We start from the raw sequence: 12877 nt of genomic DNA, 5'->3' as shown, positions 1-12877 counted from the left end.
TGTCAACTGTCAACTGTCAACTGTCAACTGTCAACTGTCAACTGTCAACTGTCAACTGTCAACTGTCAACTGTCAACTGTCAACTGTCAACTGTCAACTGTCAACTGTCAACTATGCTCAGTACATTGATTTTACTGCCGTTAATTGCTGCGGCTTTCATTGGTTTTTATCCTTCTACCATCTCTGGTAAACTAGCCCGAATTATAGCTTTAGTTTTTAGCGTTGTTATTTTTCTATGGAGTATTTTCATAGCCATTCAGTTTAACCCCAGAGACATTACTCAACAATTTGCAGAATCCCTACCTTGGGTAGATGCCATTGGCTTAAATTACAATCTGGGTATAGATGGTTTATCCCTGCCGTTATTACTTCTGAATGGACTATTAACTTGTATTGCTATTTATAGTAGTGATGAATCTCAACAACGTCCTAGATTTTACTATTCCTTAATTTTTCTCTTAACCACTGGGGTAATTGGAGCATTTTTAGCACAGGATTTATTATTATTTTTCCTGTTCTATGAGTTGGAATTAATACCCCTGTATTTGCTAATTGCCATTTGGGGAGGTGCAAGACGAGGTTATGCAGCCACAAAATTTCTCATTTATACCGCTTTTTCGGGAATCGTCATTTTAGCTAGTTTCCTGGGTATAGTTTGGTTAAGTGGTTCTTCCAGTTTTGCACTCTTGACCTTAAATACTCAAAATCTGCCCTTAGCTACTCAAATTTTACTCCTTGTAGGCATTTTGGTCGGTTTTGGCATTAAAATCCCCCTCTTTCCCTTCCATACTTGGCTACCAGATGCCCACGTTGAAGCTTCTACACCCATATCTGTTCTCTTGGCTGGAATACTACTGAAGTTAGGGACCTATGGCCTACTGCGATTTGGCATGAATTTGTTACCAGATGCTTGGGCTTATTTAGCCCCTTGGTTAGCTACATGGGCAGTAATTAGTGTTTTATTTGGAGCTTCTTGTGCTATAGCGCAAACAGATATGAAAAAAATGGTGGCTTATAGTTCTATCGGACACATGGGCTATGTCTTGTTAGCCGCCGCCGCATCTACTCCTCTAAGCGTATTAGGGGCAGTTATGCAAATGATTAGTCACGGATTAATATCCGCTATGTTATTCCTGTTAGTAGGAGTTGTCTATAAAAAAACTGGTAGCCGAGATTTAAACGTGGTTCGGGGACTACTCAATCCAGAACGCGGTTTACCCCTGATTGGTAGTTTAATGATTATGGGAGTCATGGCTAGTGCAGGTATACCCGGAATGGTGGGATTTATTGCCGAATTTATCGTTTTTCGCAGCAGTTTTGCAGTTTTCCCGGTCCAAACATTGTTGGGAATGTTAGGAAATGGTTTAACTGCCGTTTATTTCTTAAATCTTGTCAATCGTGCCTTTTTTGGACGGTTATCAGAGGAACTTTACAACCTACCTCGTGTTTACTGGAGCGATCGCCTTCCTGCTATTATTTTAGCTGTATTTATCCTCATTTTCGGCATTCAACCCACCTGGCTGGCACATTACACCGAAACCACAATTACCACCATGGTAAACACCAGTAATCTAGTACACAACAGTGAGCATAAAATAGCTATTCAAAATAGTTAAAAGTCGTATTATTCAGCCTTTTAACTTTTGAGTTCTAATTCAATTACAGGAGAAATAGTATGGTAAAAACTGAAAAAAAGCCCGCTTACAACCCCCTATCTGAGTATCTTGAACGCTTACAAAATGGTGGTGCATTACTCAAAGATAGCCCCGAAAACGTTTTAGAAGTTGTTGGCATTCTCAAAAGTTATGGTATAGTTTTAGATGCCTATTCTAAAAACCTCATTTACATCGCTGAACATCAATTTTTAGTGTTTTTTCCCTTCTTTAAATATTTTGATGGTGATGTTTCTTTTGCTAAATTAATCCGTCATTTATGGCATGATCGGATTAATTTTGAATATGCTGAATATTGCATGAAAACCATGATGTGGCATGGTGGTGGCGGTTTAGACAAATACTTAGATACTCAGGAGTTTCAAGATAGAGCAAAAACCGTTATTGCTGCTAAATTTAAATATAATCCCCTGCTGTTGGGATTAAATCAACTATTTCCTGAATTTTTAACAGAACAGTTACGAGTTTCAGCTTATTACACTGGTTTAGGTCAATTTTGGCGAGTTATGGCTGATATGTTTCTGAATTTATCAGACCGCTATGACAACGGCGAAATTAAATCTATTCCCCAAGTTGTAGAACATATTAAACTGGCTTTAGTTGCAGATGCAATTAAACCAATTACATACAGCGTCAAAATTGGTGGTAAAGTCTATGATATTATTCCTAAATCAGTTGGTTTAACCTTCCTTGCAGATACCGCAATTCCCTATGTAGAAGCAGTATTTTTTAGAGGAACACCATTTTTAGGAACAGTTTCTTTAAACGCCCAAGCATATCAAGTTCCTCCAGATCAATCTCGATTCCAATATGGTGCATTATACGCCGATCCTTTACCTATTGGTGGTGCGGGGATTCCCCCAACTTTATTAATGCAGGATATGCGTCATTATTTGCCAGAATATTTACATAGTATTTATCGTCGCAGTCTCAGGAGTGAAGATGATTTACGAGTACAAATTTGTATGAGTTTCCAAAAATCCATGTTTTGCGTCACCACGGCCGCAATTTTAGGACTTTTACCTTATCCATTAGATACTCAAGATCCATCTGAGAAAAAAGCCATTCAAGTTTATTTAGAAAAGTGGCTGTCAAGATTAGAAAACTCCCGGTTATTAGAAGTCAATAAATAGGCTAATATAACTACCCTATCATATTGCCAAAAAATAATTTTTGCGGATTTAAAAGAAAGAAATCTCTTGACACGAAGCTAGGACTGTGTTATCATAGTACCGACGAGGAAGAACTATCTTCACTGCATAAGCAATTTTAAATACCATTAAATAAAACAAGACTAATTGGGAGTTAGTTATAGATGACTCTTCTGGTTGTTGTCTGTGTCTGGAGTGGTTAGTTAAAAACCCCTTCAAGACTCAAATTGCTATAACATCAGCAGTTGCCACAAATACGTAGTATGAGTTATCATACTAATATTGTCTTTAGAAGTATTATTACCAGCTTGGATTCTTACAGCAGTTATCCGTTTATGAAGTACAGATATTAATAATAAAACTCTTGTGGTGCGGGCAAGATGCCCGCACAAGGTAAGGTGTACCTCACTCAAACTGAACTCGCTGTAAATTCCAGATTGGATCTGAATAACAGTCACTTATTGATAAGACTGGTTTTTGCGTCATGAGCTATTGTATCAACCCGCACTGTCCCAAACCCATTGACCTAGCAAATGCAAATAATCCTATTTGTCGTAACTGTGGGTCACAATTACTGCTGCAAAATCGTTATCGGGTACTCAAACAACTAGGACAAGGTGGTTTTGGGAACACCTTTGAAATTGACGACGGTGGAGAAACCAAAGTTTTAAAAGTGCTGACTGAAAATAACTCAAAAGCGGTGGAATTGTTTCAACAAGAAGCCAAGGTTTTGAGTCAGTTAAACAGTGTGGGTATTCCCAAAGTCGAAGCAGATGGTTATTTTACGGTTTTACCTAAAAATAGCTCTGTACCATTGCATTGTTTAGTAATGGAGAAAATTGCAGGAGTAAATTTAGAGCAATGGATGGAATTTCGTAAATATCAACCTATTGCTGAAAAAGAAGCTCTCAATTGGCTCAAACAAATAGTAGAAATTCTGGCTTTAGTCCACGCTCAAAAATATTTTCATCGTGATATTAAACCTCAAAATATCATGCTGCGACCAAGTGGGCAACTTGTCTTAATTGATTTTGGTGCAGTGCGACAAATCACCACCACAATTTTAGCGAGAAATTCCCATACGAGAATTATTTCTCAAGGTTATTCACCACCAGAACAACAAAACGGTTATTCTGTACAACAGTCAGATTTTTTTGCTTTAGGACGGACTTTTATATTTTTGCTGACAGGTAAAGAACCCCAGGATAAAGCTATTTATCATCCTCTGACTAATGAGTTACATTGGCGAAAATATGCAGTTAATATTTCTCCGCTTTTAGCAGATTTAATTGATAATTTAATTGCTCCTACAGCAAATCAGCGTCCTGAAAATACGAGAGTTATTTTCCAGAGATTGCAGAAAATTGAAAAGGCATTAAATCAACCTTATATTTTCGGAAATACCACCAATATTCAATCAAAAAGTAGTTTTTTACCGACGGTTTCTGTTAGTCCAGGTAAATCAGTGCAACCTGCGGCTAAACCAAGTCAGAAAAATCGCCAAATGTGGAAATGGTTGATTGGTTTAAGTGTGGGATATTTTGCTATTGCTGCATTTAATCGACCTAATAATAACAACAAAATACCCGTTCTCAATCCTAGTATTTCTGCTGCTTTAAAAGCTGAACAAAAGAGAAAAGCGACTATTTTAAAAGAAAAAGCAGCTAGAGAATTACAGGAAAAACAAGAAAGTGAGAGACGGGAAAAAGAAATTAGGGCAGCTATATGGGCGCAACAGAGAAAACAAGCTATATTGCTAGAAAAACAAAGACAACAGGTGGTAATGCAAACTGAAAAAGCTAAACAGGCTTTGCAAACAAAACAACTAACAATAAATGAGGCAATTTCAAAGCAGCAACAACTACCAGAAGTAGGGTGGAAAAAACTAGAAAATGTACCATCTTCAAATAATTATGTAATTGATGTTACTAAACCTTGGGAAGTTACACCTCCCATTGTGGGAAATGTTCAAAATAGCTCGGATTTGTTATTAACGCCAAAGAGAAGCAATTTACAGATTAATATTAATATGAATATACTGGTCTATGTGGCGAATAGTTGTCAAAATCATAAGAATGATAGTTCTTCAATAGCATCATGTATTAAAAGTAGATATCATTACTCTTTAGTTTTGGCTCAATTTTCCTGGCTTAGTTCAACAGGAGAAATAATGCCAAGATATCCTGCTGCCGTAGTTGTTAGCAAGCTAGCATACAATAGTGCTGATGAAGATATGTTATTATTAGAGTGTCTTGTTAGTCAGGATGCCTCTGGTAAAGAATGTAGTAGAGTATCACGATACCTTGTTCCAACAGAGTATGTAGTAGATGTTTGCTTTCTTTGTCAGAAATCAGGTTCACCAACAGAGATTTTAAAAGCTTTCATACAATGGTTTCTTAGGCTTAACGAACCACAAAAAAGAGAACTGATTTCACTTTTAGGAGACGAGGATAAAGCTCGCCAATTGAGGATAGCAATAAGAGGTGAATCTCTAGCAGCAGTAAATGAATATGTCGATATGCAGTAATTTAGTAGGTTGGGTTGACGCAAGGAAACCCAACAATAATCAATAATAGCGTAACGTAGAATTAATGATAATAAATAATTCAGGGAAAATGGAAATGCTTATAATATAGAAATAGTGGATTACCATTAGGATAAAAAGTCATGGAAAACAACTTACTACATAATCCCCATGCTGGTGAAATTTTAAAATATGAATTTTTAGAAGAATTAGACATCAGCGAAAATACTTTAGCTGTTAATTTAGGTTTAACTTATTCTACTATTCAAGGAATTATTGCAGGTAAACTTAAAATGACGGCAGATATAGATTTACGTCTTTGTCGCTATTTTAGACTTTCAGATGGTTATTTTTTAAGATTGCAAAATGCTTATGAAATAATGGCAGCAAAAAGAAATTTAGGAGAAATTTTAAATCAAATTATTCCTTATTAAAACAGAGGTTCTATCATGACTTTATCTTATATAGTATTAGAAGGTAATAAAAACCAAGAAATCATAGAAAAATTACTGCCTAAAAATTTAATTCAAGATGTGAAAATAGTAGTAGGTGACAGTCAGTATGAAGTAAGATCATTAGCAAGTTCTCTAATTGCTACTAGACATATTCCTGTAATCTTAATTTTAGATGCTAATACAGATAACGAATCTCAAATATTTGAAAAAAGGGATTTAATTAATTATTTATTACGTCGTGCTGCGGCTAAAACCCCTTTTCAAGTATCTTTAGCTATTCCTGAAATAGAAATTATATTTCTCCAAAATAAACCATTAATTGAAAAAATCACCCAACGTCAATTTAATGATTTAGAATGGAAATTTGCTCAAAGCAAACCTAAAGAATTTTTAGAGACAGTATTAGGAAAAGAACAATCAATGAATGAGAAAATATTTAGTAATATCAATGATGAAGAAATTAAGATATTACAACAACATTCATTAATACAAGAAATAATGATTTTCCTATCATCCCTTACTCTATCTTCTGTTGCAATTAACTAACTATATATTTGTAGGTTGGGTTGACGCAAGGAAACCCAACAACACCAACTATGATCAATCGTTTTTTCTAGTAATGGCAGAAAATGACAAAACCTGCCATAATATAGAAAATAACATTCACGGAAATCACCTCATGAAAAGTATGAATATTTCCTTACCTGACACCATGCGAGCTTACGTAGAACAACTGGTAGCACAAGGTGGTTACAGCAGTGTTAGCGAATACTTTCGGGAATTAGTACGACAAGACCAAAAACAAAGAGCAAAGGAACAACTACAGACCATGCTTTTAGAAGGATTAAATTCTGGAGAAGCTACAGAAATGACAGCACAAGAATGGGAAGATATTCGTCAAGCAGTCAGAGACAAAATTAACAACCGTCAAGGTGCAATTTAGCTTGTGATGTTTGAAATTAAAAAAAGACCTCAAGTTATCCGTGACTTGATAGATTTAGCAACCTACATAGCAGAAGATAATTCAGATGTTTCTGACCGCTTTTTAATAGCAGCAGAAACAACATTTAAACAATTAGCTAAAACTCCAGCTATGGGAAAAATCTGTCAATTTTCTCATCCTAATTTAACAGATCTTCGACAACAATCAATTAAAGGATTTAGAAAATATCTGATTTTCTATCGCATTTTTGAATCAGAAATTGATATTTTGCGAGTTATTCATAGTGCAAGAGATATCGGAACAATATTAGATGAGGATTTACAATTATGAACGTAGGTTGGGTTGACACAAGGAAACCCAACAATAACCAATAACAGGGTAACGTAGAATTAATGATAATAAATAATTAAAAGTAATGATTGTTTCTTTAATCAAGTTTAGGGTGCGTTACGCTGTCGCTAACACACCCTACGGATCTAAACTTCAACAAAAGTGGGAATATTTACCATTAAATCCTCCCTTTTCTCCCGAATTTCCCCAGAAAAATGCTTATCTATTAAATCTGCAACCTGTTCGGCTTTAACTTTACTATAACGAGTTTTATCAGGCATAACTAAATTAGGACCAGCTTTACAGTTTTTCATACAGCCAGTACCTTTAATAGCGACTGAATTTTCTAAACCATGATTTGTTAATTCTGACTCCAAAGCTTGACACAAAGCTTTACCTCCGCGCTTCATACAATCAGATTTTTGACAAACTAGAATTGTTTGCACTTTGTCCGGTTTCGTCTTAGCTAGATTTTGCTCTACAACCGTTCCCATATCAGCACTCGCAGCCATAACTCGTTCCGCTACCAATGTTACCTGATCTTTTTTGGCGTTGTATTGTTTTGTTCCTACAACTTGTAACCAAGTCCCTTGAGGTAAACGCAAATCAAAAGCACTCCGTAAATGTTTGGCTAATTTTATATAACATTCACCTTCGGAAGTCCATAATAACAAGCCTTTTAGCTTATATCCATCCTTGATGACAAAATCCAAAAATCTGCCCTCAAAACAAAATTCTGTTACTTGTGAATTAGTATATATACTCATTTTTCCCCTATCTAACTAAAATTTTTGGTAACGAATACACCAACAATTTTCAAGATTCCCAATCAAGTCTTGACGAGAAGCAGTAAATTGTTTAATTACACTCCAGAGTTGAATAGCTGCGGTGAGGTTATTTACTTCTACCATTAAAGGCTGGTTAGTATCACAAATACAAATTATATCTAATTCTTGTAAGCGTTGATAAACCTGCCAACGGTCTGCCCAATCTATATCAATAACGTGCTTTTTGTCTGTTTCTGAGCTAGAAGATTTCAAGTGGATAGCCCCCAAAATGCCATAAAATTGCAGTAAAACTAGAAACTCACAGCCTAAATTTACAACTTAGTGGGAGTTTAGCCTCTTTCTCTAGAATACACTAAGTGCAAAATATTGTCATTAATTTTGAGAAAAAATCTCATCTTTTTTAAATTGGTGGATATGCACATTTTGTGATTTAAGTCAATATATATAGCTACAAAGGTAGATATATTACAAAAATTGATGATTGCAATTACTAGTAATGTCAAAGTTTTTAATATTTAGTAGCCTTGTTTTTATTTTAAAAATGCTAAGATGTTAAAGGTAAGCAGTTAAAAACTATAACTCTTAAAAAGAGAGGAAAACCATGTCTGATACGCAAACTATATTACACAATTTTGGTCAGGTTTATGACAATCCTGTATTATTAGATCACAGTGTAACCGCACCAGTTGTTGAAGGATTCAATGTCGTATTAGCTAGTTTTCAGGCATTGTATCTACAATATCAAAAACATCATTTTGTAGTTGAAGGTGCGGAATTTAATTCCCTGCATGAATTTTTCAATTCCAGCTACAAAGAAGTACAAGATCACATTCATGAAATCGGTGAACGTTTAAATGGTTTGGGTGGAATACCAGCAGCAAGTTTTAGTAAATTAGCTGAATTATGCTGTTTTGAAACAGAAGCAGATGGTGTATTTTCGGCGCGAAAGATGGTAGAAAATGATCTAGTAGCCGAACAAGCATTAATTGGTGTAATTCGCCGTCAAGCTTCACAGGCTGAGAGTTTGGGTGATAGAGGTACAAGGTATTTGTACGAAAAAATCCTCTTAAAAACTGAAGAAAGAGCTTATCATTTAGCTCACTTCTTAGCCAAAGATAGTTTAACCTTGGGTTTTGTCCAACGGGCTGAAAACTAAACTTTTCGTAATCTCGATTCAACTAAACTTAAATGGTAAAAATTTTTAGTAATTGAGAATTTTACAAAATTAATCCTTTTGGCAGAAAAGTATAAATTATGCTTTCTGCCATTTTTTATAATGGCATATTTTTTATATTTAGCTAATTAAAGCTAATTAAAAATATTGTCATTTATCCATTTAAATATAAATGCAATTTCTTAAATATTTCACATATATCTAAAAATAAATTATTGATAATCTATGTCAAAAAGAATAATTAAGCAAATAAAAATATTTGGCAACAACTTGATTATTATAACTTATAACCAATAAATAAACACTTAACCTCTCTGCGTCTTTGCGCCCCTGCGTGAACAAAAAATATGAAAACTAGTCAGAAAAATCCTCCATATCCATAATTCTTTCCTCTGTTAGTGATAGCGAAGCACTGCTGCAAGCAGTTCGCTACCCGGAAAAGTTGATAATGAATGGCATGATAGGGGGTAAAGACCTTTAAAATAGTCCAAGATTTGTATTTTTGTCATCTAAGGTAAAAACTATGCCCCGTCGTCAAGACCTCAAAAAAATTCTCCTGTTAGGTTCAGGACCCATTGTCATTGGCCAAGCCTGTGAATTTGATTATTCTGGAACTCAAGCCTGTAAAGCTTTGCGAGAAGAAGGCTATGAAGTAGTGCTGGTCAATTCCAACCCAGCGACAATTATGACTGACCCCGAAACAGCAGACCGCACTTATATTGAACCGCTGACACCGGAAATAGTGGAAAAAGTTATCGCCAAAGAAAGACCAGATGCTTTGTTACCAACTATGGGTGGACAAACTGCGTTGAATTTAGCTGTGGCTTTGGCAAAAAATGGCGTTTTGGAAAAGTACAATGTCGAGTTAATTGGTGCGAAATTACCAGCCATTGAAAAAGCCGAAGATAGGAAACTGTTTAACGAGGCTATGGCGAAAATTGGCGTAGCAGTGTGTCCCAGCGGTACAGCTTCTACTTTAGAAGAATCAAAAGCGATCGCTTTAGAAATCGGTACATATCCCCTAATTATCCGTCCAGCCTTTACAATGGGGGGGACGGGGGGCGGTATCGCCTATAATCAAGAAGAATTTGAAGAAATGGCCCAGGTGGGTATTGACGCTAGTCCGGTTTCCCAAATTCTCATTGACCAGTCTTTATTGGGCTGGAAGGAGTATGAATTAGAGGTAATGCGAGATCTAGCCGATAATGTTGTTATTATCTGTTCTATTGAAAATCTCGACCCCATGGGGATTCATACAGGAGATTCTATCACGGTTGCCCCTGCTCAAACTCTCACCGATAAGGAATATCAACGGCTGCGGGACATGGCCATTAAAATTATCCGGGAAATTGGTGTAGAAACCGGTGGTTCTAATATCCAGTTTGCAATAAATCCCGAAAATGGTGATGTAGTCGTAATTGAAATGAATCCCCGTGTATCTAGAAGTTCGGCCTTATCTTCCAAAGCTACGGGTTTTCCTATCGCCAAAATTGCGGCTAAGTTAGCGGTGGGTTATACGTTGAATGAACTACAAAACGATATTACCAAGAAAACCCCCGCTTGTTTTGAACCAACCATTGACTATGTTGTCACAAAAATTCCCCGGTTTGCATTTGAAAAATTCCCTGGTTCTGAATCGGTACTCACGACACAAATGAAGTCAGTGGGTGAAGCCATGGCCATTGGCCGCACATTTAATGAATCTTTTCAAAAGGCTTTGCGGTCTCTGGAAACAGGCCGCGCTGGTTGGGGTGCTGATAAGTCCGAAAAATTGCCCAGCGGTGAACAAATTCGCGCCCAGTTGCGGACACCAAACCCAGAAAGAATCTTTTCTGTACGTCATGCTATGCAATTGGGAATTAGTAATGAGGAAATTTACGAATTAACAGCCATTGACCCTTGGTTTTTAGATAAGTTACAAGAACTGCTAGAAATAGAAAAGTTTCTCAAACGCACTCCCTTAAAGCAGTTGACAAAAGAACAGATGTATGCTGTCAAAAGAAATGGCTTTAGCGATCGCCAAATAGCATATTGTACTAAAACTAAGGAAGACGAAGTTCGCACCTATCGCAAATACTTAGAAGTTATCCCTGTTTACAAAACCGTTGATACCTGCGCGGCGGAATTTGAAGCCCTGACTCCATACTATTATTCTACTTACGAAGAAGAAACGGAAGTATTACCTAGCGATAAACCCAAGGTGATGATTTTGGGAGGTGGTCCCAACCGTATTGGACAAGGGATTGAGTTTGATTATTGTTGTTGTCATGCTGCGTATTCTTTACATGATGCCGGGTATGAAACTATTATGGTCAATTCTAACCCAGAAACGGTTTCTACAGACTATGATACCAGCGATCGCCTCTATTTTGAACCGTTAACAAAAGAAGACGTTCTCAATATCATTGAAGCCGAAAATCCCCTGGGGATAATAGTCCAATTTGGTGGCCAAACACCATTAAAATTAGCTGTACCATTGCAAGAGTATCTTCAACAACAAGCAGCCATTTTTAATGTTTCACAAAATGGGGAAATCCAAAATCCAAAATCCAAAATCCAAAATCCCCAGATTTGGGGAACATCACCTGATTCTATAGACATGGCGGAAAACCGAGAACGGTTTGAAAAGATTCTTCAAGAATTAAATATCGCTCAACCGCCTAATGGTATGGCTAGAAGTTATGAAGATGCTTTAATTGTTGCCAAGCGTATTGGCTATCCAGTGGTGGTGCGTCCTAGTTATGTACTGGGAGGACGAGCAATGGAAATAGTTTATTCTGATACTGAGTTAGAAAGGTATATGACCTTTGCAGTTCAAGTAGAACCAGAACACCCCATTTTAATTGATAAATTCCTAGAAAATGCCATTGAAGTGGATGTAGATGCGATCGCCGATCACACTGGTAACGTTGTTATTGGTGGCATCATGGAACATATCGAACAAGCGGGTATTCACTCAGGTGATTCCGCTTGTACCTTACCTTCTATATCCCTATCTCCAGCAGTGCTAAACCAAATCCGTTTATGGACAGTACAACTAGCACAAGCTCTATCCGTAGTGGGATTAATGAATATTCAGTTCGCCATAGTTGGTAATAATAGTTATTCTCCCCAGGTGTATATTCTGGAGGCTAACCCCAGAGCATCACGGACAGTTCCCTTTGTATCTAAAGCAACAGGCGTACAATTAGCCAAACTCGCATCCTTGGTTATGTCGGGTAAAACCTTAGAGGAATTGAAATTCACTAAAGAAGTTATTCCCTCACATATAGCCGTTAAAGAAGCCGTTTTACCATTTAGTAAATTTCCGGGTACAGATACCATATTAGGTCCAGAAATGCGCTCAACAGGGGAAGTAATGGGCATTGATAGCGATTTCGGCCGCGCTTTTGCTAAAGCCGAATTAGGTGCGGGGGAAAAACTACCACTTCAGGGAACTGTATTTGTGTCTATGAGTGATAGAGATAAACCTTTAGCCGCAGATGTGATTAAAGAGTTTATTAAATTAGGCTTTACAATTATGGCCACCCAAGGTACACGCCAAATTCTGCAAAAAGCCGAGTTAGAGGTGACATCAATTCTTAAACTCCATGAAGGTCGTCCCCATGTTCTTGATGCTATCAAAAATGGCAACATTCAACTCATTATCAATACACCCTCTGGAGAAGAAGCTCATGCAGATTCTAAGTTAATTCGTCGCACAGCTTTAGGTTACAAAATCCCCATTATTACCACCATTGCTGGCGCTAGGGCTACAGTCGCTGCTATCCGTTCTCTGCAAAATACCACCTTAGATGTCAAAGTTATCCAGGAATACTGTCCTAAGAGTTAATTGTCAA

The 12877-nt window shown here is 36.9% G+C and carries 11 protein-coding genes; 9 read left to right on the top strand and 2 right to left on the bottom strand.

The features are described from left to right. The first annotated feature begins 113 nt into the window (after positions 1 to 113). The 7 genes from H6F39_RS02690 (at position 114) to H6F39_RS02660 (ending at position 7076) form a co-directional block, all read left to right on the top strand. Positions 114 to 1616, top strand: a complete 1503-nt coding sequence (locus H6F39_RS02690; protein ID WP_137906563.1) for an NADH-quinone oxidoreductase subunit M — start codon at positions 114 to 116, stop codon at positions 1614 to 1616. A 59-nt stretch (positions 1617 to 1675) separates the two neighbouring features. Beyond that, positions 1676 to 2806 (top strand): CO2 hydration protein, encoded by a 1131-nt coding sequence (locus tag H6F39_RS02685; RefSeq protein ID WP_137906562.1) that lies wholly within the window; start codon positions 1676 to 1678, stop codon positions 2804 to 2806. Between the two features lie 502 nt (positions 2807 to 3308). Further along, positions 3309 to 5351 carry a serine/threonine-protein kinase gene (locus tag H6F39_RS02680; RefSeq protein ID WP_242028597.1) on the top strand — a complete coding sequence of 681 codons (2043 nt, stop codon included), beginning with the start codon at positions 3309 to 3311 and terminating at the stop codon, positions 5349 to 5351. Between the two features lie 140 nt (positions 5352 to 5491). Then, positions 5492 to 5782 carry a HigA family addiction module antitoxin gene (locus tag H6F39_RS02675; RefSeq protein WP_190396168.1) on the top strand — a complete coding sequence of 97 codons (291 nt, stop codon included), beginning with the start codon at positions 5492 to 5494 and terminating at the stop codon, positions 5780 to 5782. Positions 5783 to 5797: 15 nt separating this feature from the next. Then, positions 5798 to 6349 (top strand): hypothetical protein, encoded by a 552-nt coding sequence (locus H6F39_RS02670; RefSeq protein WP_190396167.1) that lies wholly within the window; start codon positions 5798 to 5800, stop codon positions 6347 to 6349. 73 nt (positions 6350 to 6422) lie between these two features. Continuing rightward, positions 6423 to 6746, top strand: coding sequence for a type II toxin-antitoxin system ParD family antitoxin (locus H6F39_RS02665; protein ID WP_228036400.1), 324 nt, complete (start codon positions 6423 to 6425; stop codon positions 6744 to 6746). A gap of 6 nt (positions 6747 to 6752) precedes the next feature. Next, positions 6753 to 7076: a type II toxin-antitoxin system RelE/ParE family toxin gene (locus H6F39_RS02660; RefSeq protein ID WP_190372737.1), complete on the top strand. Its 324-nt coding sequence runs from the start codon at positions 6753 to 6755 to the stop codon at positions 7074 to 7076. A 146-nt stretch (positions 7077 to 7222) separates the two neighbouring features. Here H6F39_RS02660 and H6F39_RS02655 read toward each other — a convergent pair whose 3' ends face one another. Together H6F39_RS02655 and H6F39_RS02650 are read right to left on the bottom strand one after the other, a co-directional pair. Further along, positions 7223 to 7843 (bottom strand): (2Fe-2S) ferredoxin domain-containing protein, encoded by a 621-nt coding sequence (locus tag H6F39_RS02655; protein ID WP_190372738.1) that lies wholly within the window; start codon positions 7841 to 7843, stop codon positions 7223 to 7225. Between the two features lie 15 nt (positions 7844 to 7858). Beyond that, on the bottom strand, positions 7859 to 8116 hold the full coding sequence (locus tag H6F39_RS02650) for an Asr1405/Asl0597 family protein (RefSeq protein WP_137906555.1): 258 nt from the start codon (positions 8114 to 8116) through the stop codon (positions 7859 to 7861). 349 nt (positions 8117 to 8465) lie between these two features. Between H6F39_RS02650 and H6F39_RS02645 the strand changes: the two genes are divergently transcribed. Next, positions 8466 to 9020, top strand: a complete 555-nt coding sequence (locus H6F39_RS02645; protein ID WP_137906554.1) for a Dps family protein — start codon at positions 8466 to 8468, stop codon at positions 9018 to 9020. A 541-nt stretch (positions 9021 to 9561) separates the two neighbouring features. After that, positions 9562 to 12870: a carbamoyl-phosphate synthase large subunit gene (gene carB / locus H6F39_RS02640; protein WP_190372739.1), complete on the top strand. Its 3309-nt coding sequence runs from the start codon at positions 9562 to 9564 to the stop codon at positions 12868 to 12870. Positions 12871 to 12877 lie beyond the last annotated feature (7 nt).

The sequence above is a fragment of the Dolichospermum sp. FACHB-1250 genome, assembly GCF_014696335.1.
Classification (GTDB): Bacteria; Cyanobacteriota; Cyanobacteriia; order Cyanobacteriales; family Nostocaceae; genus Dolichospermum; species Dolichospermum planctonicum.
The sequence above is the reverse complement of the archived record's forward strand: the minus strand, read 5'-3'. Positions and strand labels throughout refer to the sequence as shown.

Bases quoted from the DNA above. Each gene is read 5' to 3' on its own strand.
- H6F39_RS02670 (WP_190396167.1), top strand. From the start codon at position 5,798: ATGACTTTATCTTATATAGTATTAGAAGGTAATAAAAACCAAGAAATC.
- H6F39_RS02645 (WP_137906554.1), top strand. From the start codon at position 8,466: ATGTCTGATACGCAAACTATATTACACAATTTTGGTCAGGTTTATGAC.
- H6F39_RS02665 (WP_228036400.1), top strand. From the start codon at position 6,423: ATGGCAGAAAATGACAAAACCTGCCATAATATAGAAAATAACATTCAC.
- H6F39_RS02685 (WP_137906562.1), top strand. From the start codon at position 1,676: ATGGTAAAAACTGAAAAAAAGCCCGCTTACAACCCCCTATCTGAGTAT.
- H6F39_RS02655 (WP_190372738.1), bottom strand. From the start codon at position 7,843: ATGAGTATATATACTAATTCACAAGTAACAGAATTTTGTTTTGAGGGC.
- H6F39_RS02680 (WP_242028597.1), top strand. From the start codon at position 3,309: ATGAGCTATTGTATCAACCCGCACTGTCCCAAACCCATTGACCTAGCA.
- H6F39_RS02660 (WP_190372737.1), top strand. From the start codon at position 6,753: ATGTTTGAAATTAAAAAAAGACCTCAAGTTATCCGTGACTTGATAGAT.
- H6F39_RS02690 (WP_137906563.1), top strand. From the start codon at position 114: ATGCTCAGTACATTGATTTTACTGCCGTTAATTGCTGCGGCTTTCATT.
- H6F39_RS02675 (WP_190396168.1), top strand. From the start codon at position 5,492: ATGGAAAACAACTTACTACATAATCCCCATGCTGGTGAAATTTTAAAA.
- carB (WP_190372739.1), top strand. From the start codon at position 9,562: ATGCCCCGTCGTCAAGACCTCAAAAAAATTCTCCTGTTAGGTTCAGGA.